Annotated in this window: 22 protein-coding genes; 9 read left to right on the forward strand and 13 right to left on the reverse strand. The window is 75.8% G+C overall.

What is annotated here, in order from left to right:
• Window position 1: 1 nt before the first annotated feature.
• Window positions 2-1,234, forward strand: coding sequence for an ROK family protein (locus ABT160_RS30345; RefSeq protein ID WP_351651110.1), 1,233 nt, complete (start codon window positions 2-4; stop codon window positions 1,232-1,234).
• A 67-nt stretch (window positions 1,235-1,301) separates the two neighbouring features.
• Here the strand turns inward: ABT160_RS30345 and ABT160_RS30350 are convergent, their stop codons facing one another.
• Together ABT160_RS30350 and ABT160_RS30355 are read right to left on the reverse strand one after the other, a co-directional pair.
• Window positions 1,302-1,895: a DUF4865 family protein gene (locus tag ABT160_RS30350; RefSeq protein WP_351651111.1), complete on the reverse strand. Its 594-nt coding sequence runs from the start codon at window positions 1,893-1,895 to the stop codon at window positions 1,302-1,304.
• 32 nt (window positions 1,896-1,927) lie between these two features.
• Window positions 1,928-2,491 carry a TetR/AcrR family transcriptional regulator gene (locus ABT160_RS30355; protein ID WP_351651112.1) on the reverse strand — a complete coding sequence of 188 codons (564 nt, stop codon included), beginning with the start codon at window positions 2,489-2,491 and terminating at the stop codon, window positions 1,928-1,930.
• 214 nt (window positions 2,492-2,705) lie between these two features.
• On the opposite strand from ABT160_RS30355, the gene ABT160_RS30360 reads away from it, so the two are divergent.
• From ABT160_RS30360 to ABT160_RS30370, 3 genes are read left to right on the forward strand one after another with little or no spacing between them, the layout of a single operon-like run.
• Window positions 2,706-2,990, forward strand: coding sequence for an SHOCT domain-containing protein (locus ABT160_RS30360; RefSeq protein ID WP_351651134.1), 285 nt, complete (start codon window positions 2,706-2,708; stop codon window positions 2,988-2,990).
• Window positions 2,987-3,802 (forward strand): ABC transporter ATP-binding protein, encoded by an 816-nt coding sequence (locus ABT160_RS30365; RefSeq protein ID WP_351651113.1) that lies wholly within the window; start codon window positions 2,987-2,989, stop codon window positions 3,800-3,802. Before ABT160_RS30360 ends, ABT160_RS30365 begins: the two co-directional genes overlap by 4 nt.
• Entirely contained in the window at window positions 3,799-6,348 is a 2,550-nt protein-coding gene (locus ABT160_RS30370; protein ID WP_351651114.1) for an FtsX-like permease family protein, read from the forward strand. The genes ABT160_RS30365 and ABT160_RS30370 overlap by 4 nt, the downstream gene beginning before the upstream one ends.
• A gap of 69 nt (window positions 6,349-6,417) precedes the next feature.
• Here the strand turns inward: ABT160_RS30370 and ABT160_RS30375 are convergent, their stop codons facing one another.
• Both ABT160_RS30375 and ABT160_RS30380 read right to left on the reverse strand, forming a co-directional pair.
• Window positions 6,418-6,957 (reverse strand): ATP-binding protein, encoded by a 540-nt coding sequence (locus ABT160_RS30375; protein ID WP_351651115.1) that lies wholly within the window; start codon window positions 6,955-6,957, stop codon window positions 6,418-6,420.
• Between the two features lie 283 nt (window positions 6,958-7,240).
• A complete protein-coding gene (locus tag ABT160_RS30380; protein ID WP_351651116.1) occupies window positions 7,241-7,558 on the reverse strand; it encodes a hypothetical protein in 318 nt (105 codons plus the stop codon).
• A gap of 350 nt (window positions 7,559-7,908) precedes the next feature.
• Between ABT160_RS30380 and ABT160_RS30385 the strand changes: the two genes are divergently transcribed.
• The gene (locus tag ABT160_RS30385) at window positions 7,909-9,051 is read left to right on the forward strand and encodes a PLP-dependent cysteine synthase family protein (protein WP_351651117.1); all 1,143 of its coding nucleotides are present in this window, start codon (window positions 7,909-7,911) and stop codon (window positions 9,049-9,051) included.
• Window positions 9,052-9,159: 108 nt separating this feature from the next.
• Here the strand turns inward: ABT160_RS30385 and ABT160_RS30390 are convergent, their stop codons facing one another.
• The 3 genes from ABT160_RS30390 to ABT160_RS30400 form a co-directional block, all read right to left on the reverse strand.
• Window positions 9,160-9,648: an SRPBCC family protein gene (locus tag ABT160_RS30390; protein WP_351651118.1), complete on the reverse strand. Its 489-nt coding sequence runs from the start codon at window positions 9,646-9,648 to the stop codon at window positions 9,160-9,162.
• 117 nt (window positions 9,649-9,765) lie between these two features.
• Window positions 9,766-10,224, reverse strand: coding sequence for an SRPBCC family protein (locus ABT160_RS30395; RefSeq protein WP_351651119.1), 459 nt, complete (start codon window positions 10,222-10,224; stop codon window positions 9,766-9,768).
• Complete coding sequence (locus ABT160_RS30400; RefSeq protein ID WP_351651120.1) at window positions 10,221-11,039, reverse strand: DeoR/GlpR family DNA-binding transcription regulator; 819 nt, start codon at window positions 11,037-11,039, stop codon at window positions 10,221-10,223. The genes ABT160_RS30395 and ABT160_RS30400 overlap by 4 nt, the downstream gene beginning before the upstream one ends.
• 248 nt (window positions 11,040-11,287) lie before the next feature.
• Between ABT160_RS30400 and ABT160_RS30405 the strand changes: the two genes are divergently transcribed.
• Window positions 11,288-13,681, forward strand: coding sequence for a hypothetical protein (locus ABT160_RS30405; RefSeq protein ID WP_351651121.1), 2,394 nt, complete (start codon window positions 11,288-11,290; stop codon window positions 13,679-13,681).
• On the opposite strand, the gene ABT160_RS30410 is transcribed toward ABT160_RS30405, so the two are convergent.
• From ABT160_RS30410 to ABT160_RS30425, 4 genes are all read right to left on the reverse strand, one after another.
• Window positions 13,651-16,047, reverse strand: a complete 2,397-nt coding sequence (locus ABT160_RS30410) for a right-handed parallel beta-helix repeat-containing protein (protein ID WP_351651122.1) — start codon at window positions 16,045-16,047, stop codon at window positions 13,651-13,653. The two genes, ABT160_RS30405 and ABT160_RS30410, sit on opposite strands and share 31 nt — an antisense overlap.
• A gap of 106 nt (window positions 16,048-16,153) precedes the next feature.
• Entirely contained in the window at window positions 16,154-16,756 is a 603-nt protein-coding gene (locus tag ABT160_RS30415) for an Rv1733c family protein (RefSeq protein ID WP_502984329.1), read from the reverse strand.
• Window positions 16,757-16,882: 126 nt separating this feature from the next.
• A complete protein-coding gene (locus ABT160_RS30420; protein ID WP_351651124.1) occupies window positions 16,883-17,710 on the reverse strand; it encodes an MOSC domain-containing protein in 828 nt (275 codons plus the stop codon).
• 65 nt (window positions 17,711-17,775) lie between these two features.
• On the reverse strand, window positions 17,776-18,237 hold the full coding sequence (locus ABT160_RS30425) for a DUF6643 family protein (protein WP_351651125.1): 462 nt from the start codon (window positions 18,235-18,237) through the stop codon (window positions 17,776-17,778).
• 236 nt (window positions 18,238-18,473) lie between these two features.
• Between ABT160_RS30425 and ABT160_RS30430 the strand changes: the two genes are divergently transcribed.
• Window positions 18,474-19,868 carry a TerD family protein gene (locus ABT160_RS30430; protein ID WP_351651126.1) on the forward strand — a complete coding sequence of 465 codons (1,395 nt, stop codon included), beginning with the start codon at window positions 18,474-18,476 and terminating at the stop codon, window positions 19,866-19,868.
• Between the two features lie 17 nt (window positions 19,869-19,885).
• Here ABT160_RS30430 and ABT160_RS30435 read toward each other — a convergent pair whose 3' ends face one another.
• Window positions 19,886-21,067, reverse strand: coding sequence for a glycosyltransferase (locus ABT160_RS30435; RefSeq protein ID WP_351651127.1), 1,182 nt, complete (start codon window positions 21,065-21,067; stop codon window positions 19,886-19,888).
• A 114-nt stretch (window positions 21,068-21,181) separates the two neighbouring features.
• On the opposite strand from ABT160_RS30435, the gene ABT160_RS30440 reads away from it, so the two are divergent.
• On the forward strand, window positions 21,182-21,967 hold the full coding sequence (locus tag ABT160_RS30440; protein WP_351651128.1) for a glutamate racemase: 786 nt from the start codon (window positions 21,182-21,184) through the stop codon (window positions 21,965-21,967).
• 73 nt (window positions 21,968-22,040) lie between these two features.
• Entirely contained in the window at window positions 22,041-22,607 is a 567-nt protein-coding gene (locus ABT160_RS30445) for a hypothetical protein (RefSeq protein WP_351651129.1), read from the forward strand.
• Here ABT160_RS30445 and ABT160_RS30450 read toward each other — a convergent pair.
• Window positions 22,570-23,371: O-antigen ligase family protein (locus ABT160_RS30450; protein ID WP_351651130.1), on the reverse strand; the 802-nt coding region annotated here is incomplete at its 5' end. The genes ABT160_RS30445 and ABT160_RS30450 overlap by 38 nt on opposite strands.

Genomic DNA, 23,371 nt, shown 5'->3' on the forward strand with positions numbered 1-23,371 from the left:
CATGAACGGCAAGGCGACAACCCCCCGCACGCGGCTCGACCGGGGCCGTGGCGCCCTCGGACCGGCGCTGGAACTGGTGCACACGGGCCGCGCCCCCACCCGAGCCGTCCTGACCTCGGAACTGGGCGTGACCCGCGCCACGGCGGGCGCCGTCGCCGCCGAACTGGAGGCCCTCGGACTCATCCGGGTCGACTCCCGGCCCACCGCTCCCGCCGGGGCCCAGGGCCGCCCCTCGCACCGCCTGTTCGTCGACGACGAGGGGCCCGTCGCGCTCGCCGCGCAGGTGCACGCCGACGGCTTCCGCGCCGCGCTGGTCTCCCTCGGCGGCGCGATCGTGGCCACCGCCCCCGGCTGCGTCACCGTCTCCGAGGACCCGGCGCAGGTGCTCGGCGCCGTGGTGGAGGCGGGCGCGGAGCTGCTGCGCGCCTCCGGCCGCCGCTGCGTGGGCGCGGGACTCGCGGTGCCCTCGGCCGTCGCCGAGCCCGAGGGCCTCGCCCTCAACCCGCTGCACCTGGCCTGGCCCGCGGGCTCCCCGGTGCGCGAGGTCTTCGCCGAGCGGGTGCGGGACGCCGGCATCGAAGGCCCCGCCTTCACCGGGAACGACGTCAACCTCGCCGCCCTGGCCGAGCACCGCCACGGCGCCGGGCGGGGCGCCCGCGACCTGCTCTGCGTCGCCACCGGGCACCGCGGCGTCGGCGGCGCGCTCGTCCTCGACGGCCGCCTGCACAGCGGGAGTTCGGGCCTGGCCCTGGAGGTCGGCCACCTCACCGTGAACCCCGAGGGCCGCCCCTGCCACTGCGGCGGCCGGGGCTGCCTGGACGTCGAGACCGACCCGATGGCGTTCCTGGCCGCCGCCGGGCGCGAGCCGGGCCCCGAGGTCTCGCTGCTCCAGCAGGCCCGCGACCTGCTGCGCGACGAGCGCGACGAGCCGGGGGTACGGCTGGCCACCGAGGAACTCGTCGACCGCCTCGGCCTCGGCCTCGCGGGCCTGGTCAACATCCTCAACCCGGACCGGATCGTCCTGGGCGGCCTGCACCGCGCCCTGCTCGACGCGGACCCGGACCGGCTGCGCGCCGTGGTCGCCGACCGCAGCCTGTGGGGCCGCAGCGGGGGAGTGCCGATCCTGGCCTGCTCGCTGGACCACAACAGCCTGGTCGGCGCCGCGGAACTGGCCTGGCAGCCGGTCCTCGACGATCCGCTCGCGGCGCTGGGAAGACCGGTGGCGAACGCCTGAGGAAGCGGCCGGGCGGCTCAGCGGGCGGTTGGCTCCCGCCGCTCGGCGGCCAGTGGGGTTCCGTCGTTCAGAAGGCCGTGGACTCCCGCCGTCCGTCCGCGAGTCCACCACGCTGGGGCTGCGACAGGTGCAGCACCCGGAAGAGCTCGCCGGGCGCGTCCGGCGCCCCGCCCGCCCACAGCGTGAAGTGCAGCAGTTCCCAGTGGCGCGGGTCCACCGCCACCGCCGAGGCCACCGCGCCCGCGCTCCGCGCCAGCCGCCGGTTCTCCTCCAGCGCCGCCGCCACCGCGTCCGCCGGTGCCAGGCCCTCCGGCACCGCCGTCCGGTGGCGGGTCGCGTGCGTGGGCACCGCCGCGGACTCCGCGCCCTCCCGGTGGGCCAGGCCGGTCCAGTGCTGCACGACCGGGCGGCCGAAGTCGTTCACGATCCCCTGGAAGCCGGGTCCGTACAGGAAGTCGTTCATGCCCTCGGGCGCCACCCACAGGTAGAACGGCGCGTACTGGTTGACCGGTGCCCCGTCCGCGCGCTCCCGCACGAGGTAGGCCTTGAGCCCCAGGCCGGGGAAGTCGTCCAGCAGATGGCCGCGGGTGGCCACCCGGTCGTGGATGATCCGCATGTCGTAGTCGGCGGGCAGGGTGATCTCGTACTGCATCGCGTGCACGGGGCTGCTCCTCGAAACGCTGGTGGTGTACGTCAGTTGGCCGGCGGGGCCAGCAGGTCGAGCAGGCCGCGCACCGCCGCGTCGAACCCGTCCGCCGTGCCCGAGGCGCGCGCCAGGACGTAGCCGCCCTGCACGGTCGCGGCGATCGTGGCCGCCGTGCGCTCCGGGTCGAGCTCCGGGGCCAGCTCGCCCGCCGCCACGCCCTCGCGCACCACCGAAGCGAGACGGCCGCGCAGCCAGTCGAACAACTCGTCCACCGGGGCGCGCAGTTCGGCGCTCGCGAAGACGTCCGGGTCCATGGTCAGGCGCCCGACCGGGCAGCCGCGCAGCGCGTCGCGCTCGCGCAGCAGATAGGCCGCCACGCGCGCGTGCGCGGTGCCGGGGCCGTCCAGCGCGGACTCGGCGGCCCGCCGCAGTTCCCCCGCCGAGGCCTCGATCGCGGCGAGGGCCAGCTCGGGCTTGCCGCTGAAGTGGTGGTACATGCTGCCCTGCCCGGCGCCGGCCTGCTGCTGGATCGCCTTGGGGCTGGTGCCCACGTAGCCGCGCTCCCACAGCAGGGCGCGGGTGGCCTGGACGAGTCGCTCCCGGGTGCTCATGCCGACAGTTTACCTACCAGTTGGTACAGCACACCCGGTGCGGCCCCCGGCGCCGCCGGGAGCAGGCCGCGCCCGGCCCCGTACTCCCGTGGGGGTACGCACACGGCCGCTGGCCGTACGACGACGCGGCACCCCGCGCGGGGCGAGGCTCGAAGCGCGTCAGACCGCGCCGCCACCGGGCGTCGCGGCACCGTCCGCGACCGAGGAGGCCGCCGTGCACACCGCCACCGCCCTCGCCCACGAGGGCCCCGGGCCCTGGGTGCTGTTCTTCCCCCTGGTCTGGGCCGCCGTCGCCCTGACCGTCGTCACCTTCCTGCGCCGCACCGTGTGGCACGGGCGCCGCCCCGGCCCCCGTGGGGACGGGCCGGAGAGCCGTTCGCCGATCGCCGTGCTCGGCCACCGCTTCGCCTCCGGCGAGATCGACGAGGACGAGTACTGGCGCCGCCTCAGCGTCCTGGACGAGCAGTTCGGGCGCACCGGCAAGGGCGGCCGGGCGTGAGCGCCCCCGCCGCCCGGGTCGTCGACGCCGTCAAGGTCTACGGGCGCGGCGACACCGAGGTCCGCGCCCTGGACGGGGTGAGCGTCGCCTTCCCGGCCGGCCGCTTCACCGCGATCATGGGCCCCTCCGGCTCCGGCAAGTCCACCCTGCTGCACTGCGCGGCCGGGCTCGACACGCTCACCTCGGGCGCCGCCCTCATCGGCGACACCGCCCTGTCGGACCTGGACGACCGCAGGCTCACCCTGCTGCGCAGGGACCGCGTCGGCTTCGTCTTCCAGGCCTTCAACCTGCTGCCCACCCTCACGGTCGCCGAGAACATCACGCTGCCGCTGGACCTCGCCGGGCGTGCCCCCGACGCCGGCCGGCTGGACGCGCTCGTGGACACCGTCGGGCTGCGCGACCGGCTGCACCACCGCCCGTCCGAGCTGTCCGGCGGCCAGCAGCAGCGGGTCGCGGTCGCCCGCGCCTTCGCGGGCGACCCGGACGTGGTCTTCGCCGACGAACCGACCGGCAACCTGGACTCCCGGGCGGGCGAGGAGGTGCTGCGGCTGCTCGGCCGCACTGCCCGCACCACCGGCCGCGCGGTCGTCATGGTCACCCACGACCCGGTCGCCGCGAGCCACGCCGACGAGGTGGTCTTCCTCGCCGACGGGCGCCTGGTGGACCGGATGGAGCGGCCCACCGCGGACCGCGTCCTGGACCGGATGAAGGCCTTCGACGCCAACACGCCGGCCCCTCGACCCACTTCACCGTCGGCCGTTCCCGGACCGATCGCACTCGTGCCCGACTCCGCGGAAAGGACAGGCACATGAGTGCCGCCCGCACCTCGCTGCGGCTCAGCCTCGCCTCGCTGCGCGCCCACAAGCGGCGCTTCGCCGGGACGTTCACCGCCGTGCTCCTCGGCGTCGCGTTCCTCGCCGGGACCCTGGTCATGGGGGACACCCTGCGGGCGAGCTTCGACTCGATGTTCGCGGGCGCCACCAGCGGTACGGACGCGGTGGTGCGCGGCGCGGACACGGTGACCGTGCCCGGGCAGTCCGAGGGCACCCGGCAGTCCGTGGACGCCTCGCTGGCCACCACGCTGGCCCGGCTGCCCCAAGTGGCCGCCGCCGAGCCGAGGATCGAGGGCGCGGGCCAGCTCGTCGGCGCCGACGGCAAGGCGGTCGGCGGCCAGGGTCCGCCCACCACGGCCGGCAACTGGATCGAGGACGCCCGCCTCAACCCCTACCGGCTCGCCGAGGGCCGGGCCCCGCGCGCCACCGGCGAGGTCGTCGTCAACCGGGGCGCCGCGAAGGCGGGCGGCCTGGCGCTCGGCGACACCACCGTGCTGCGCACGCCCGACCCGGTGCGGGTGCGGATCGTGGGCCTGGCCACCTTCGGCGGCGAGGACGGCATGGGGCAGGTCACCTTCACCGGCATGACCCGGGCCGACGCGGAGAAGTACCTCGGGCCGCGCCCGGGACGCGCCGCGTCCGTGCAGGTCAGGGCGGCCGACGGCGTATCGCAGCGGCAGCTGGTGGACGCGCTGGCTCCCGTACTGCCGCAGGGGGTCGAGGCGATCACCGGGCAGGAGTCCGCCGAGCAGAGCACCGAGATGGTCTCCGGCCAGTTCCTCACCCTGTTCACCACCTTCCTGCTGGTCTTCTCCGGGGTGGCGCTGCTGGTGTCGGTGTTCTCCATCCACAACACCTTCGCGATCGTCGTCGCCCAGCGCACCCGGGAGAACGCCCTGCTGCGCGCCCTGGGCGCGGTGCGGCGGCAGGTGGTGGCCTCGACGCTGGCGGAGGCCGCGGTCGTGGCGCTGGCCGCGTCGGCGGCCGGGCTGCTCGGCGGCATCGGCGTCGCCGCGGGCCTGCAGGCCCTCTTCCCGGCGATCGGATTCCCCTTCCCCGAAGGGGACTTGGTGATCCGGTGGCCCTCGCTGGTCCTGCCGCTCGCCGTCGGGGTGCTGGTGTGCCTGGGCTCGGCCCTGCTGCCCGCGCTGCGGGCCGGGCGCACCGCCCCGCTCGCCGCCCTGCGCGAGAGCGCCGTGGACCGCTCCGCCGCCTCCCGCCCCCGCGCGCTCGCCGGGTGCGCGGTCCTGGCCGCCGCGCTCGGGCTCAGCCTGGGCACGGACTCGCTCTGGCTCACCGGCGCCGGCGCGGTGCTCGCCCTGGCCGCCCTGGTGGTGCTCGGCCCGCTCGCCTCCACGTACGCCGTACGGGCCCTGGGCGGCCCGCTGCGCGGCGTCAACCGGGGCCTGGCCCGCCGCAACGCGCTGCGCAACCCCAAGCGCACCGCGGCCACCGCCACCGCCCTGATGATCGGCGTCGCCGTGGTCACCCTCTTCACCGTCTTCGCCGCCTCCCTCAAGGCGACCATGGACCGGACGGTGTCCCGCTCCTTCGCCGGCGACGTCGCGGTCAGCGCGCCCTCCTTCGGCGCGGGCGGCAGCGGACTGAGCCCCCGGCTCGCCCCGGCGCTGGCGAAGCTGCCCGAGGTGGCGACCGCCGTGGGCCTGGGCACCGGGGTGGCCGAGGTCGACGGGCGGGGCCGCGCGCTGACCGTCACCGACCCGGCCGCGCTCGGCCGCGCCTTCGACCTCGGGCGGGTCGAGGGCTCGCTGGACGGCCTGGGGGCCGACGGGCTCGCACTGGCCCGCCCGGAGGCGGACGCGTGGGGCCTGCGCACCGGCAGCCGGGTGCGGCTGACGTTCGCCGACCGCACGAGCGCGACCTTCACCGTCCGGGCGGTGTACGGGCGTTCGGAGCTGGCGGGCGACTACGTGGTCTCCCGGGCCGCCTGGGCGCCGCACCGCACCCAGGACGCCGACCGGCTGGTGTCGGTCGTGCTCAAGGACGGCGTGGGCACCGCGGCGGGCAAGGCGGCCGTCGACGGGGCCGCGCGGGCGTACGGCGCTCCGGCCGTGCAGACCCGCGAGGAGTACGCGCGGACCTCGGCAGGCGGCATCGACATGATGCTCACCCTGGTCTACGCGCTGCTCGCGCTCGCCGTGCTGATCGCCCTGCTCGGCATCGCCAACACCCTCACCCTCGCGGTGCACGAACGCACCCGGGAACTGGGCCTGTTGCGCGCCGTCGGCCAGACCAGGGCGCAGCTGCGGGCGATGGTGCGCTGGGAGTCGGTGCTCGTCGCGGCCTTCGGCACGCTGGGCGGCCTGGGTCTCGGCGCGTTCCTCGGCTGGGTGCTCGTACGCGCCTCGGACGGCGCCTCCGACAGCTCCTTCGCCTTCGCGGTGCCGGTCGCGCGGCTGCTGCTGGTCGCGGCCGTGGGGCTGGCGGCGGGCGCGCTGGCGGGCTGGCGGCCCGCGCGCAGGGCGGCCCGCCTGGACGTGCTGGGGGCCGTGGCCACGGAGTGAACGCGGTGGGCGGTACGGGCCGACGGGGGTCCCGTACCGCGCACGTGCCCGGTACTCCCGCCGCCCGGTTCAGCCCGCGACCGCCGACCGGGCGGCCGCCGCCCCGAGCGGCGCGCCGTCCGGCGCGCGGAAGGGCAGCGCGGCGTCGCCCGCCGGGAACGGCCCCTCGGTCGTCGATCCGTACACCGGGTACGGCGGCAGGGCCACGGCGTCGGACGGCGCGGGGAGCGTGAACCACACGACCTTCCCCGCGTCGCCCCGCGGCCGTACGCCCCAGCTCTCGCTGACCGCCGCGATCAGCGCCAGGCCGCGCCCCGAGGTGGCGAGCAGGTCGGGCTCGCGCAGCGTCGGCAGCCGCGGGTCGTGGTCGTGGACGGACACCGTGAGCCGGTCGAGCAGCAGCTCGATCTCGACGGTGCAGGTCTTGTCCGGCTGCGCGTGCCGGTGGACGTTGGTCAGCAGCTCGGTCACCCCGAGCGCCGCCTGGTCTATGAGCGGATCCAGGTGCCAGTAGCGCAGTTGCGCCGATACGATTCTGCGGACCTGACCGATCCGCGAGGGCAGGGCCTGGAGCTCCACTGCGCAGTGCCTGCTTGGCTGGCTGATCACGGCTGCGACTCCCCGAATGAGGTCCGGAAGAAGACGAAGGATCGGATCCAGCAGTCGGCCTTCTGCTGTTCTTTCGTACGCTGCTGTCCTGTCGCGCGTTCTCTCGCACGCTCCTGCACCCGCGCCCGCCCGATCCCGCGCGCGGGCCCGTCCACGCGCTCTGTCGCGCGTTCGGCCGCGGCGGCGGGCCGGGTCGCAGCGTCACCGCCGGATAACCCTGTGTGAGGTGAGACCAGCGTGGCCCAGGGGTGGGTGCCGCGCAACTCGCGGCGGCCGGGCCGCGTCAGGACCCGCCCCCGCGCGCCCGGCGCACCGCGTCCAGGAAGCGGCCCGCCAGGGTGGGCCCGTCCGGGGCCCGGTCGGGGCGTCCCATGGTCAGCCGGTAGCGGTGGCCGTTGACGGTCGCCACGGTGGAGTCGTCGCCCGCGAACCACGGGCGGCCCGCCCGGACCGCGCGCACCGGGGCGCTGTCGATGACCCGGCCGTAGCTGTTCATCAGGGCGAGTCTGCCGTCCTTGATCAGCACCTCGCCCGCCTTCGTCAGCGACCGGGGCCAGCGCTCGATCCGTACGCCCCTGGCGCTGAATTCGGGCTCTGCCATGGCTCCGTCCCTTCGCACCTCGCGCGTCCCGCGCGTCGCGTCGCGATGACCCGGCCGCGCGAGGCCGGTCCCGCGCGGTCAGTCTGCCCCGCCCGGGGCGTGCGCACCAGGGCGCATTCCGATACTTCGGGTTCGGGGTGGTTTCCGTCCTCCGGACGGCTGACGGCGTTCGACGGCGGCGCCGGGCCGCGCCCGAAACGCTCCCGAACGGCCGTCCGACCACCTTCGAACAGCGTTCCCCGTCCGTCCCCAAGTCACCGCTATGGACGGTCAAAGTGAACGTTTGTGCAGGTGAGAGCGGTACTGTCGAGGGTGGGGAGTTCGACCCGAGACCACGAGGAGTGGCGCGCATGAGCACCGCCGAGCAGAGCGAGCAGCACGGGACCGGAGCGGCCGCGGAGACCGTCGACGTCGACCGCAGCGACGAGGGCTACCGCACGTGGCTGAAGGAGGCCGTGCGCCGGGTGCAGGCCGACGCCAACCGGTCCGCCGACACCCATCTGCTCCTCTTCCCGCTGCCCGAGGCGTGGGGCATCGACCTCTACCTCAAGGACGAGTCGACGCACCCGACCGGCAGCCTCAAGCACCGGCTGGCCCGCTCGCTGTTCCTGTACGGCCTGTGCAACGGCTGGATCCGGCCGGGCAAGCCGGTCATCGAGGCGTCCAGCGGTTCCACGGCGGTGTCGGAGGCGTACTTCGCCAAGCTGATCGGGGTGCCGTTCATCGCGGTGATGCCGCGCACCACCAGCGCCGAGAAGTGCCGCCTCATCGAGTTCCACGGCGGGCAGTGCCACTTCGTGGACGACTCGCGCAAGATGTACGAGGAGGCGGCGGCGCTCGCGGCGGAGAGCGGCGGCCACTACATGGACCAGTTCACCTACGCGGAGCGCGCGACGGACTGGCGGGGCAACAACAACATCGCCGAGTCGATGTTCCAGCAGCTGCGCCTTGAGCGGTACCCGGACCCGGCGTGGATCGTGGCCACCGCGGGCACCGGCGGCACCTCGGCGACCATCGCCCGCTACGTGCACTACATGCAGCACGACACCCGGATCTGCGTCGCCGACCCGGAGAACTCCTGCTTCTTCGACGGCTGGGTCGACAACGACCCGCTGGCCAGCGCCGACTGCGGCTCGCGCATCGAGGGCATCGGGCGGCCCCGGATGGAGCCGAGCTTCGTGCCCGGCGCGATCGACCGGATGATGAAGGTGCCGGACGCGGCGAGCGTCGCGGCGGTACGGGCGCTGGAGGGCGCGATCGGCCGCAAGGCGGGCGGCTCGACCGGCACCGGCCTGTGGAGCGCCTTCAAGATCATCTCGGAGATGCTGGCCGAGGGCCGCAGGGGCAGCGTGGTGACGCTGCTGTGCGACCCGGGCGACCGCTACCTGGACAAGTACTACTCGGACGCCTGGCTGGCCGAACAGGGCCTGGACATCGCGCCGTACGCCGCCGCCATCGAGGGCTTCCTCGCGGACGGCACCTGGCCGAGCTAGGGACTGCCGGTCGGATCAGGCCGGGTTCACCGGGGCGGGGCGGTCGCGAGTCCGGCGAACGGACGCGTCACCGGGGCGGGGCGGTCGCGAGTCCGGCGAACGGACGCGTCACCGGGGCGGGGCGGTCGCGAGCCTGCGGTCGAGGTTGCGCATCGCCCCGTGGAACGAGCGCCCCATCCCCGCCCCGGCCGCCCGCACCGTCAGCCGCAGCGGGACGGTGCCGTCGACCGCCATCGTCCAGCGCACCCGGGTGCGCGCCCCGGCCACCGCGGGCGTGATCAGCCACTCCTCCAACAGGGCCCGCAGGCCGGGGGCGTTGGTCTCGTCCACGCGGTACGCGTAGCGCGCGCCCGGGTCCCGCGCCATGATCGTCTCCTGGAACACCACCCCGCCGCGCAGCCGCACCTCGCGGCCCGCGCCGTCCCGGGTGGGACGCGCCGCCACCACCGGGGTGAACCAGGCCGGGGTGTTCGCCAGGTCCTCGGCGAGCGCGTGGTACACGGCCTCCGCGGACGCCGACACCTCGGCCGAGAAGGCCAGGCGCACGGGCGCGGAACGGACGAAGTCGAGCTCGACGGGCCGCAGTCGGCGTGCCATGGGACCGAACCTCCGGACGAGAGGGATGGTGCGCGGGCCCGCACACCCTAGCTGACCACCCGTCACAAGTCCTCAGCGGTACGGGAATCCCGCCCCGCCTTCACGGAGGTACGGGAATCAGGCCGCCGGTCCTTCGTCGTCGGGGCCGGCCAGGAGCGCGTCCAGGGCGCGCCCGAACACCCGCCGCCCCGCCCGCTCCAGGACCGGGTCGAACGCCCTCGGCAGGCCCCGCACCCGCAGGTCCTCCAGCCACTCCACGCGCGCGCCGCCCCCGCTCCCGTACACCTCGATCAGCGCCCAACCGCGCACCAGGCGGCCGTACTTGACCAGTCGGCAGCGGCCCGGGCGGCCCGCTGCGGGCGGCTCCCAGACCGTGACCTCCATCGGGTCCTCGAAGGCCAGCGGCCCGAGCCCGGTGCGCGCCGAGAACCGGGTGCCGACCCCGCCCCCGGGCCCCGGGAGCACGGTGGTGCGGGTCAGCGGCACCAGCGCCCCGTGCGCGGGCCAGTCCGTGACCCGGCGCCACGCCTCCTCGGGGGTCAGCGGCACCGTGCGCGCGATGCGGAACGGGCTCACCGCTCCTCGCCCGCCACCAGCAGCCCCGGCAGGTGCTCCGCCATCTCCTCGCGGGCCCCGGCCGACAGGCCGCCGTCCGTCACGAACGTGTCCACCGCGTCCAGGCCGGCGAACGAACTCAGCCCCACCGTGCCCCACTTGGTGTGGTCGGCCACCACCACGACCCGGCGCGCCGACGCCACGAACCGCCGGTTGGTCTCCGCCTCCGCCAGGTTCGGCGTCGACAGGCCCGCCTCCACCGAGATGCCGTGCACCCCCAGGAACAGCACGTCGAAGTGGAGCGAGCGGATCGCCTGGTCCGCCACCGGACCCACCAGCGAATCCGACGGCGTGCGCACCCCGCCGGTCAGCACCACCGTCGCCGCGCCCGGCCGGGCCCCGCCCGAGGGGCGCTGCGTCGCGTGGAACACGTCCGCCACCCGCACCGAGTTGGTCACCACCGTCAGGTCCGGCACGTCGAGCAGCTGCTGCGCCAGCGCGTACGTCGTGGTGCCGCCCGACAGCGCGATCGCGCTGCCCGGCACCGCCATCGCCGCGGCCGCCCGCGCGATGTCCTCCTTGGCGCCCGGCTCCAGCGACGACTTCGCCTCGAAGCCCGGCTCGTGCGTGCTCGCCTCCACCACCGGCACCGCGCCGCCGTGCACCTTGGACAGCACCCCCTGGCGGGCCAGCGCGTCCAGGTCCCGGCGCACCGTCATGTCCGAGACGTTGAGCCGGCGGGTGAGCTCGTTGACCCGCACCCCGCCGCGCCGCCTGACCTCGTCCAGGATCAGGGCGCGGCGCTGCTCCGCGAGCAGGTTCTGGTTGTCGCTCACCGCAGGGGCCGGTCCTTCCGTGTCGTTGACGTCCCTCGACGCCCGGTGCGCGCTCCGGCACCGCGGGCCCGGACCCGGCCTACGGCAGGGCCCCGGAACGTTCATCCTCGCACGCCCCGCCGCGCGCGGGCGCGGGGCGGGCCACGTGCGGAGATTCCGTGAGGGAGCGTGCGCGGGCCGTCCGGGATCGGCGATTCTGGTCGTGCGGCGTCCGGTTCGGCCCCGCCACCGGTCCCGGAGAGCGAATCATGGACGTGTCCCGTGCCACCCCGCCCCCGCCGCGCGGCGGCTGCGCCCTCGAACTGCTCGTGCACGGCGTCGGCGGCGCCACCCCCCAGGACATGCTCGGCGACCCGCGCACCGTGCGCGTCTGCGGCGACGGGACCGCCGCGATGTTCCGCCGCGCCGACGACACCGGGGCCGAACACCACCCCGAGCGCTACGAGGAGGCCCCGGTCCCCGAGGCGTACGTCTGGTCCAACCTCACCTCGGGCAACGGCGCCCGCGCCCTGTGGCTGCTCCTGCTGCCCTTCATGGTGGTCAACCTCGCCCACTGGACGCGCCCCGCCACCGAGGGCCTGCGCCGCACCAAGCGGCTGTACGGGGCGCTGGTGCGGCTCGTCGCCCTCAGCCTCACCGTGCTGCTCACCGCCGCCGCCTGCGAGGTCGCCCTCGACCTGACCGCCTGGCAGTGCGCCGGCTCCGAGGCCTGCGCCGTGCGCCGCTCCTGGCTCACCTTCGCCTCCGTCGCCGACGGCGGCTGGTGGTCCCAGCCCGGCCGCAGGCTCGGCCTCGCCTCCGTCGTCCCCACCGCCTTGGTCGGCCTGCTCTGGTACCTCTCCAACCGGACCTGGAGCGCCTACGAGGCCCAGCGCCCGCCGATGGGCGACGGCCTGGAGCCGCCGCCCGGAGCGCCCGAGACGCTGCGGCCCGCCCTCGGCCGCCCCGGCTTCTGGTACGGCAGGCGGCTGGTCGCCCGGCTGCGCGCCGCGCACACCGCCGCCGGGTTCCTCACCGTGGCCGCCGCCGTCACCGGCGCCGCCGCCCGCCACGACCGCGCGCACGCCGGGACGTTCGGCCGCACCACCGGCTCGGTCCTGGAGGCCCTGATCGTGCTCGGCGCCGTCGTGGTCGTCCTGGTGGTGCTGCGCCGCGGCCGCAGCGAGAACCGGATGGACCGCCGCCTGGACGGCCTGCTGGTCAGCTGGCTGCCCGCCGCCGCACTGGCGCTGCTCGCCGCGGGCGTGGTGTACGCGGGCTGGTCCCGGCCCGCCTGGACCTCGGCCGGCACCCTCCCCGGCGACACCACCTTCCGGCTGCTCGCCCTCGGCCAGGGCGCCCTGGTCGTCGCCCTCGCCCTGGCCGCCCGGACGCTGTACCGCCGCTCACCGCACGACAGGACCGCGATGCACGGCTTCGCCGGACCCGCCGTCGCCATGCTGGCCTGCGCCCTGGGCGGCGTGATGACCGGCGGGGTCGCCCAGCGCGTCGCCGACTGGCTGGACGGCTCCGGAACCCCCGGCATGGGCGGCGGGCGCATCCCGGGACCGCCCGTCCTGCTCAGCTGGCAGGCCTCGGTCATCCCGGTGCTCTTCCTGCTCCTGCTGCTGCCCGGCGCCGCCCTCGCCGTGCGCACCGCGCTGAGCGCCCGCCGGCTGCGCCCGGTCGTCGAGTCCGACTACCCCGGCGAGCGCCCCGACCCCGTGCGCACCCGCCGCATCGCGGGCATCCGGGCCCGCGCCTCGCTCACCGACGCCGCGCCCACCCTGATCGGCACCGTCGCCGGCGCCACCCTCGTCCTCGGCGCGGGCGCCGTGGTGGGCGCCTGGGTCACCGGCGACGTGCCCGGCCGGGCCTTCGACGACGCGCCGCCGCTGGTCCAGGGCGTCGCCGACACCGCCCAGTGGCTGGGCTCCTGGCTCATCGGCTTCGGCTTCGTGCTCTTCGTGACCTGGGGGCGGCGGGCCTACGCCGACCCCTCGGCCCGCCGCACCATCGGCATCCTGTGGGACGTCGGCACCTTCTGGCCGCGCGCCGCGCACCCCTTCGCGCCGCCCTGCTACGCCGAGCGGGCCGTGCCCGACCTCACCTGGCGCATGACGTCCTGGACCGGCCTGACCGGCGGACGCCTGGTCATCTCCGGGCACTCGCAGGGCAGCGTGCTGGCCGCCGCGGCCGTCTGGCAGCTGCCCGCGGGCACCCGGCGCCGGGTCGCGCTGCTCACCTACGGCTCCCCGCTGGAGCGGCTGTACGGGCGCTGGTTCCCCGCCTACTTCGGACCGCGCCAACTCGACGCGCTCAACCGGGAGCTGCACTGCTGGCGCAACCTGTGGCGGCACACCGACCCGATCGGCGGCCCCGTCCTGGTCACCCGGGACCGGGGCGCCTCCGAGGTCGACCACCACGCGCTGCGCGACCCGGTCGTCTACGGCCGCACCGGCGAACACCCGCTGCCGGAGCCGGTCCTGGGCCACTCCGACTACCAGGCCGACCCCGCCTTCGCCGCCGAGCGCGACGAACTGCTCGACCGGCTGCCGCCCGCCCTGCCCCGCCAGCGCGCCGCGCCCGACCCGTACCCCGACCCGGGCACGGATCCGAACCCGGCCCTGGATCACGGCAGTTCGGGCAGGTCCTCCGGGTAGAGCAGGGTCAGGTCCTCGGTGCTCGCCTCGGCGCGCTCCGCGAGCCGCCCCGCGTGCCGCTCCACCATCGCCTCGAACGTCTGGCGCGCGGTGCGGCCGTTGCCGAAAGCGGCGCCCTTGGGCAGCGCCGTGAAGTACTTCAGCAGCGCCTCGGAGGTGCCCGTGCCCAGCCGGTACTCGTGGTCCTCGGCCTGCTGCTCGACGATCCGCAGCAGCTCCTCGGGCAGGTAGTCGCTGAAGGTGATGGTCCGTGAGAAGCGGGACGCCACACCGGGGTTGACGGTCAGGAACCGCTCCATCTCGGCCGTGTACCCGGCGACGATCACCACCACCGCGTCCCGGTGGTCCTCCATCAGCTTCACCAGCGTGTCGATGGCCTCCTTGCCGAAGTCCCGCCCGGAGTCCTCCGGCGCCAGCGCGTACGCCTCGTCGATGAACAGCACCCCGCCGCGCGCCCGGTCGAACGCCTCCTGGGTGCGGATCGCCGTCGAGCCGATGTGCTCGCCGACCAGGTCCACCCGGGACACCTCGACCAGGTGGCCGCGTTCGAGCACGCCCAGCGACGCCAGGATCTCGCCGTACAGCCGCGCCACGGTCGTCTTGCCGGTGCCGGGGGAGCCGGTGAAGACCAGGTGGCGGCGGACCGAGGCGGCCTTCAGGCCCGCCTCCTGACGGCGCCGGCCCACCTCGATCATGTTGGTGAGGCTGCGCACCTCGCGCTTGACGCTGTCCAGGCCCACCAGCGTGTCCAGTTCGCCCAGCACGTCCGTCGAGGAGCGCGACTCCTCCCGCGCGGCCGGCACCGCGGCCTGCGGCGCCTGCGCCGGTACGGCGGACAGCAGCCCGGTCGTCTGGGTGGCCGTCTGCACCACCGGCGGCACCGGCTCCGGCGCCCGCACCCCGCTCTCGTCGCTGGTGCAGTCCTCCACCAGCGGCCCGTCCTCGGGGAACTCGTAACCCCCGCGCGCGCAGCGCTCGGTGCGGCACCGCCGCAGCGTGGTGCGGCAGCCGTCCATCACGTGGAAGCCGTAGCCGCCGCTGCCGGTCACCCGGCAGTTGTGGAAGGTGCCCCGGCCCTCGGCGGAGACGTAGAAGCCCGCCTCGGCGGGGGAGGTGACGGTGCAGCGCTCGATCGTCGGGTCGGCGCCCTTGGTGACGATCACGCCGGTCTGCACCGAGTCCACGGTGCAGCCGCTGAGCGTGCCGCCGCTGCCGTGGTCGCGGAACCAGGCGCCCGTCGAGGCGTGGCTGATCCGGCAGTCGTCCAGCTGCGCCGACGCGCCGTCGCTCACCGACACCGCCGTGTTGCGCACCTGGGACAGGTCGCTGTCGACCACGTCCGCGCGCGAGCCCCGGTCCAGGACGAACAGCGCGTCCGGCACGTCGTGGACCCGGCACGCGTCGAGCACCGCGGTGGCCCCGTCGCTCACCCACACCGCCGGGTAGTCGCCCGTGCTGTCGTGGATCTCGCACTGGTTGGCGTCCACCCGGGTCCCCGGGTCCCACACCGACAGGCCGTTGCGGCCGAAGCGGCGGACCGTGGAGCGGGTCAGCGTCAGCACCGAGCGCGACCGCAGGTCGATCGCGTTCTCCGGGATGTCGTGGATGTCGCAGTCGGCGAGCGTGAGCACCGCGTCGGTGTCCAGGGTGATGCCGTCGGCGCTCGTGCGGTGCACCGAGGAGTTCGTCAGGTGCGCGGCGGCCCGGGAGGCGATCTGGACACCAGTGCCCTTGATCTCGTACACCTCGCAGCCCAGCGCCTCCAGGCCGCTGCCCTCGCCGGTGACGCTGAACCCGGCGCCCGAGGCGTGGTGCACCCGGCAGCGCTCCAGGCGCGGGTGGGCACCGCCGCGCACCGAGACGCCCGACTGTCCGGCCGCGACCACCTCGCAGTCCTCGAACACCCCGCCCGCGCCGTCCAGGACGCCGATGCCCACGCCGCCGGGGTTGTCCACGGTGCAGCCGCGCACGGTGGGCCGGGCCGCGCCGCGCACCTCGATGCCGGCCGCCGAGCGCGTGACGATCCGCAGGTCCACCAGCTCGGGCGTGCCGTCCTCGACGAGCAGCGCGGGCGCCGCCGCGTCCTGGCCCTCCACGTGCAGGTCGCGCAGGGTCGCCGAGGCGCGCACGGTCAGCGGGACGCCCTCGGTCGGCGCGATGCGCACCGACCCGGCCGAACCCTCGGGCCCGCGCAGCGTGATCGCCCGCCGCAGGACGAGGTTCTCCCGGTACGTGCCGGGAGCGACGGTCAGCACGTCCCCGTCGCCCGCGGCCTCCAGGGCGGCGGCCAGGGAGGCGTACTCTCCCGTCCGGCGCCGCCACCGAGACGTTCCGCCGTGCGTCACCTGGACCGTGCCCTGTGCCATGGCGCTGCTCTGCCCCCGCCTCGTGTGTCAGCTGGTGAACCGGTCGCACCACCGTAGCGCGCGGGGCGGGCGTGAGTTGACCGGTACGGGGGCTGCGCGCTCCGGCTCAGCTGCCGGTGCCGGTGCGTCCCCAGTCCGGGCCCGCCGCGGCCCACGCGCGGTCCAGGCGCGCGTACCGCCGCCGTACGAGCCGCCATACGACGAGGCGCCGGACGCCCTCGACCAGGAGGGCGGTGAGCAGGGCGGAGGAGAGGCCCGTCAGGACGGCGTGCGTATGTGCGGTGGCCACACCCAGCGGCTGGTTGACGAGCCGTCCGGTGGGGTCGGTCCACACCGTCAGCGTGGTGCCGGGGCGGGCGCCGGGGGAGGCGGTGGCCACCGGGCCGGTGCGCGGGGTGCCGTCGGTGGCCGTCCAGCGGGCGGTGACCGCGCGGCGCGGCGGGTGCTCCGACTGCCCGGGGTCGCGCGCGGTGCGCGCCGGGGCGGCCGGGCCGAGCACGGTGGCGGTCGTCCGGTGCCGGGTGGCGTGCTGGCGGCGCACCTCCTGGGTCAGCGAGGCGTCGGTGGCCCGACCGCCGACCACTCCGGCCGCGGGCACCCCGAGGACGAGCAGCAGCAGGGCGAGGAGGGCCGTCCACGCCTCGACGAGGTCCGTGGTCCTGCGCAGCGGGTTGTGCCGCCAGCGCCGCAGTCCGAGGGCCGTTCGCACCATCGCGCACCGCCTTCCGCCGGGCCGGGCCTCCAGGTCCTCCCATTGTGCCCAACGGGCCGGGCTCGTCGGCGAGTTCCCCTGGAGGGCGGCTCGAACCGGCCGGGTCCCCGGGCCCGGCGGCCGTCAGTCCAGGACCTCCAGCTTGTCGCCGACGCGCACCGTGCCGGTGTGCTCGGGCACCAGGTTCTGGCCGAAGACCAGCTGGTCGCCGAAGCGGCGGTGGCGGGCCAGGGTGCGCAGCGGCTCCTTGCCGCGCTCGGCGGTCAGCTGGTCGGTGGTGGTCACCACGCAGCGCCCGCAGGGCCTGGCGACGCGGAAGGTCACCTCGCCGACCGCGATCCGGCGCCAGTCGTCCTCGGCCCAGGGGGCGGCGCCCTCGACGACCAGGTTCGGCCGGAAGCGGGTCATGGGCAGCGGGCCCTCGTCGGCGTGGTCGCCCTGCGCTATCAGCGCGTTGAGGGCGTCGAGGGAGGAGGTCGAGGTGATCAGCAGGGGGTAGCCGTCGGCGAGCGAGACGGTCTCGCCGGGGCGGGCGTACGCGGGGTCGACCGGGCGGCGGCGCGCCGGGTCGTCCAGGTGGACCAGCCTGACCGCGGCGCCCAGGTGGTCGCTGAACCAGGCGTCGGCGGCGGTGCCCGCGGGCACCGCCTCGAAGCGCGACGTGAAGACCTCCACCGGCTCGGCGGCGGTCCCGGGCCCGGGCGGCGCGACGGTCAGCGGGTCGGTGCCGGGCGCGTGGACCCGTACCCCGCCGTCGTCGAGCAACTCGGTGTGGACCAGGGCGAGCCGGGCGTGCTGGCGCTGGGTGACGACCTTCCCGGCGGGGTCGGCCAGCATCCAGCGGCGGTCCCCGGCGAGCCCCCACGGCTCCACGGCCGCCTCACCGGGTGAATGACCGGCGAGGGACTTGACGGGGTAGACGTGGACGGAGGTCAGGACGGCTCTCGGCATGCCGCAATCCTGTCAGGTCTCCGTCCGCGCGCGCCGCCGGGTCCCGCGCCTCCCGCGTGTGCCGGTCAGTAACCGCCGCCCTGGTAGGGCCGGTTGTACGGGTCGTCGTACGGCGCCTGGGCGGGTACCGGCCGGGGCGCGGCCGGTCGCATCGCCTCGTAGCCGGTGGAGACCGGGCGGGGCGGCTGCTGCGGGCCGGGGTAGCCGCGGGGCCCGCCGGTCTGCGGCGGGACGTACGGCGCGGGGGCCTGCTGCAGCGGCATCGGCTGCGGGGCGGCCTGCTGCTGCGGGTAGCCGTAGCCGTTGTGGTAGGCGGGGGCGGGCGGGGCGGAGGGGCCCGGGAGCGCGGGGAGGGCCGCCGGGAGCGCCGGCAGGTAGCCGCTGCCGGTGTCGTAGGCGGAGGGGACTCGGATCGGGGCGATCTGAGGCGTGCCCCGCTCCGCGACGAGGGAGTCGTAGATCGGGGTGTCGGCGAACGACGGCGCGGTGTGGTAACCGCCGCCGTAGGTGACGCGGGGGGAGGTCATGCCACCTAAGTTAAGCCCTTCCCGCGGCAGATGGGGAGCCCGATAAGAGGGTTGTTCGTCGGGTTCGGAGTGACCTCCGATCCCCAATGCGAGCGAACTCGGGAAAATCGGTCGCCCGACGGCGTAGGAATCGTGTAAAGGACAAGCTCGGAAGGGGTTACCCACGGGTCGTGGGGAGCGCTCCGCGCCGAGTCGCATTAGGTTGGCCGGACGGAAATCTTCGGCGCGGACTCGTGATGGGGGCGAGCATGTCCATGCTTAAAGGAGCGAATGTTCCGGTAACGGCGACGAGCGTGCGCGTGGAAATGGGCTGGCGGCCGGGGCCCGGTGTCCCGGACGTGGACGCCTCCGCGCTACTCCTCGTATCCGGGAAAGTGCGCTCCGACGCCGACTTCGTGTTCTACAACCAGCCCGCGCACGCCTCGGGAGCCGTACGGCACGAGGGGAAGCGCACCGCGGGGACCGAGGTGACGGACGCCCTCGCGGTGGATCTCGCGCGCGTGGAACACGACGTGGAGAAGATCATTCTCGCGGCCTCCGCCGACGGCGGAACGTTCGGCCGGGTACCCGGCCTGTTCGTCCGCGTGATCGATTCCTCCTCGGGGTCGGAGATCGCGCGCTACGACAGCCAGGACGCGAGCGTGGAAACGGCCTTCATCCTCGGCGAGTTGTACCGCCGCCAGGGCGCGTGGAAATTCCGCGCGGTCGGCCAGGGATACGGCAGCGGCCTCGAAGGGCTCGCCACCGACTTCGGGATCTCCGTCGACGAACCCCAGCGCCAGGCCGCCCAGGCCCCCGCCCCCACGCCGCCCCCCGCACCCGCGCCCTCGTACACCCCGCCCCCGGCCGCCCCCGCGCCCTCCTACCACCGGCCGCCCGCGCCGCCCGCCCAGACGCCGCCGCCCGCGCAGTGGCCCGCCGCCCCGCAGCAGCCGACCGTCGCCGCCGGCACCCCGGTGCCGCCCGGGCCGCCCGCCGCCGCGCCGCAGCCGGTACGGCTCAGCAAGGTCACGCTCACCAAGGAGGCGCCCGTCGTCTCCCTCGCCAAGCAGGGCGGCACCTCGGGCGCCATGCGCGTCAACCTCAACTGGCAGGTGCGCAAGCAGTTCCAGGGCTGGGGCGCCAAGCTCGGCCGGGCCGTCGCCAACCACGCCGACCTCGACCTGGACCTGTGCGCCCTCTACGAGCTCGCCGACGGCCGCAAGGGCGTCGTCCAGGCCCTCGGCAACGCCTTCGGGGCCCTGCACCAGCCCCCGTACATCCACCTCGACGGCGACGACCGCACCGGCGCCGTGGAGAGCGGCGAGAACCTGACCGTCAACCTCGACCGCAAGAACGACCTGCGGCGCGTGCTGATCTTCGTCACGATCTACGAGGGCGCCCGCAGCTTCGCCGACCTGCACGCCACGGTCACCCTCCAGCCGCAGTTCGGCGCCGCCGTCGAGTTCTCCCTCGACGAGTGCACCGTCCCCTCCACCGTCTGCGCGCTCGCCCTGATCACCAACCAGGGCGGCGACCTGGTCGTCCAGCGCGAGGCCCGCTACCTCGTCCCCGCGCGCGGCGTCAGCCCCCAGCGCACCGTCGACCACGCCTATGGCTGGGGCATGAACTGGACCCCCGGACGCAAATAGCCGCGGGCCGGGCGCCGCTACTCCGCGGGAGTCCGCCGGGGACGCGCGTACGTGCGTCCCTTCCAGGCGGCGCCCCGGCCCCGGTGGTGCTGGACCGCCGAGTCCACCGTCATGCCCAGGTACAGCAGCGCCGTCAGCGGCAGCAGCGGGGCGAGCGCGAGCGGCTGGCGGTAGTAGCGCAGCATCGGCAGGTACGTGCCCGCCATCACCGCCCACGCCGCTCCTCCGGCCCACCCCGCCACGGCGTCGCCCCCGCACGCCCCCGCCACCAGCGCGACCGGCGGCACCAGGTACACCAGCGCGAGACCCGCCACCGTCCCGGCGAGCAGCACCACGCTGTGCCGCAGTTGCGCGTAGGCGCTGCGCGAGACCATCCGCCACAGCTCGCCCAGACCCGGGTAGGGCCGCACGCTGTCCACCCCGTCCGCCAGGCCCAGCCAGATCCGCCCGCCCGAGCGCCGCACCGCCCGGGCCAGCGCCACGTCGTCGATCACCGCGTCCCGGACCGCCTCCGGCACCCCGGCCGCCCGCGCGGCCCCGTCCCGCAGGAGCACGCAGCCCCCGGCCGCCGCCGAGGTGCGCCCGCCGGGCCGGTTGATCCGGCGGAACGGGTACAACTGCGCGAAGAAGTACACGAACGCCGGGACCACCAGGCGCTCCCAGAAGCTGTCCACCCGCAGCCGCGCCATCTGCGACACCAGGTCCAGGTCGTGCCCGAGCGCCGCCGCCACCAGCCGCCGCAGGCTGTCCGGCTCATGGGCGATGTCCGCGTCCGTGAGCAGCAGGTACTCCGGGGCGCCCGCCCCGCGCGCGCGTGCCAGCGCGATCCCGTGCCGCACCGCCCACAGCTTCCCCGTCCACCCCGGCTCCGGATCGCCCGGCGAGGCCACCGTCAGCGGCAGCCCGCCCGGCCCCGCCGCCAGCGACGCGGCCAGCCCGCCGGTGCCGTCCGTACTGCCGTCGTCGACCAGGTAGACCACCGCCTCGCCCGGATAGTCCTGGGCGAGCAGCGACGGCAGGCTCAGCGGGAGCACCGCCGCCTCGTCGCGCGCGGGCACCACCACCGCCACCGAGGGCCAGCGCACCGGCTCCGGGGAGCGGGGCAGCCGCTGGTCCGTACGCCAGAAGAACCCCTGGAAGAGCAGCAGCCAGACCCAGCAGGCCAGGGACCCCAGGGCGGTCCACGCGAGGACGCTCATCCGCCGCAGTCTGCCCCACATCGGGGGCCGCGCAAGGGCCGTCGGCTAGGGTGACCGGGTGAAGATCGCGTATTCCGGACCGGGTCCGGTGTCGAGGAAGGCGAAGGGACCGGCGTGAAGATCGCGCTCATGGACTCCGGCATCGGACTGCTCGCGGCGGCCGCCGCCGTGCGCCGCCTGCGGCCCGACGCGGACCTCGTGCTCTCCTCCGACCCGGACGGCATGCCGTGGGGCCCGCGCACCCCCGAGGACGTCACCGCGCACGCGCTCGCCGTGGCCCGCGCCGCCGCCGCCCACCGGCCCGACGCCCTGATCGTCGCCTGCAACACCGCCTCCGTCCACGCCCTGCCCGCGCTGCGCGCCGCCCTGGAACCGGACATCCCGGTGATCGGCACCGTCCCCGCGATCAAGCCGGCCGCCCTCGGCGGCGGCCCCGTCGCCATCTGGGCCACCCCCGCCACCACCGGCAGCCCCTACCAGCGCGGCCTGATCCGCGACTTCGCCGGCTCCGTCGACGTCACCGAGGTGCCCTGCCCGGGCCTCGCCGACGCCGTGCAGTGGGCCGACCGGGACGCGACCCGGCGGGCCGTCGCCGAGGCCGCCGCCCTCACCCCCGCGCGCGTGCGCACCCTCGTCCTCGGCTGCACCCACTACGAACTGGTCGCCGACGACATCCGTACGGCCCTGGAACACCCGGACGGACCCGAGCTCGTCCTGCTCGGCTCCGCCGACGCCGTCGCCGCCCAGGCGCTGCGCCGCGCGGGCGAGCGCCCCGCCCCCTCCGCCCCCGCCACCGGCGCCCTCACCGTGCTGCTCAGCGGCCGTCCCTCCACCCTTCCGGCGGAGGCACTGCACTACCCCGAGGGCCGTCTGCTCACCGCCGCCACGGCCGTCGGCTGAGACCCGCCCCCCGGCCGGACGGTTCCGGCCGGACGGGGCGCCGGGACAGCGGAACGTGAGTACGCTGCTACGCATGAGGGACCACCCCCGAACCCCTGTGCCCGACGCGCCGGGCGCGGACCGGACGGCCGTCTGGACGGGCCGCGCGACCAACCGCGTCCAGTGGCTGCTCGCCGCCGCCGGAGCCGCCTGCATGGCGCTCGGCATCGAGCTCGCCGTGGACTCCGCCTGGACCTCCGGCGTCGTACCGCTGGCCATGTCGGTCGTCGGGTGCGTCGCCGCCGGCCTCCTCGTCCTCTTCGGCACCCTCGCCTTCGTCCACGTGGCGGTCCGGGTCGACCACCACTCCATGGAGGTCCGCTGCGGCCACATCGGGCTGCCGCGCCGCCGCATCCCGCTGGACCACGTGGTGAGCGCCGAGTTCGAGCCGGCCGTCACCCCGCGCCAGTGGGGCGGCTGGGGCTACCGCTGGCGCCCGGAGAAGGGCATGGCCGTGGTCGTGCGGCGCGGCGAGGGACTGGTGCTGCGCCTGGGCGACGGCCGGAGCTTCACGGTCACCGTGGACGACGCCGAGTCGGCGGTACGGGTGATCAGGGACCGGCTCAGGCCGGGCGGGACGGGGACCCCGGCGCAGGTGTGAACGGCGCCCCCGCGACGCCCCTGCCCTTGTGCCCTCCCCCGTCGGGGAGGGCTTCGTCGTCCGGGGCCTCCGCACGGGCCGGACCGGCCGTCGCCAGGCCCGCGAGCAGGCCCGCGCCGGCGGTCACCGGGGTGAAGCTCAGGACGTTGCCCACGCTCGCCAGGCCCGCCAGCGCGGTCAGCGCGGCGGCGGCCGTCAGTACCACCGGCGTGGGGCGCGGCGAGCGGGCGAGGCCGAAGAGCAGCCAGCCGAACGCCAGGGCCAGCAGGGCCACGCCCACCACCCCCTGCTCGGCCGCCAGCTGGAACACCGCCGAGTGCGGCTTGCCGTCCGCGTGCAGCGCCTGCTGGGCGGTGGCGCTCAGCTCCCCGAACCGGTCGGGCCCGGCGCCGAGCAGCGGATGGGCCTCCACCAGGTCCAGCGCGTCGCGCCACAGCAGGATCCGGTGGCCGGTGAGCGGGCCCGCCAGCGAGGCCGAGAGGCCGTCCGGCAGGACCCCTTCGGCCAGCGCCCAGGACGCCCCGCCGAGCAGCACGGTGACCAGCGCCAGGGCGGTCAGGGCGGGCACCCTGCGGCGCACGCGCGCGGTGGCCGGCGAGCACAGCAGCACCCCGAGCGACGCGGCGAACCCGGCCGCCGAGCCGCGCGCCAGGGCCGCGCCCGCGACGCCCGCCGCGAGCAGCCACAGGGCGGCCCGTACGGCGGGGCGGCGGGCCGCCGAGGCGGCGCAGCAGGCCGCGCCGGCGGCGAGCACGAGCAGCCCG

Origin of the sequence: Streptomyces sp. NPDC001941 (assembly GCF_040296945.1) — a bacterium.
Classification (GTDB): Bacteria; Actinomycetota; Actinomycetes; order Streptomycetales; family Streptomycetaceae; genus Streptomyces.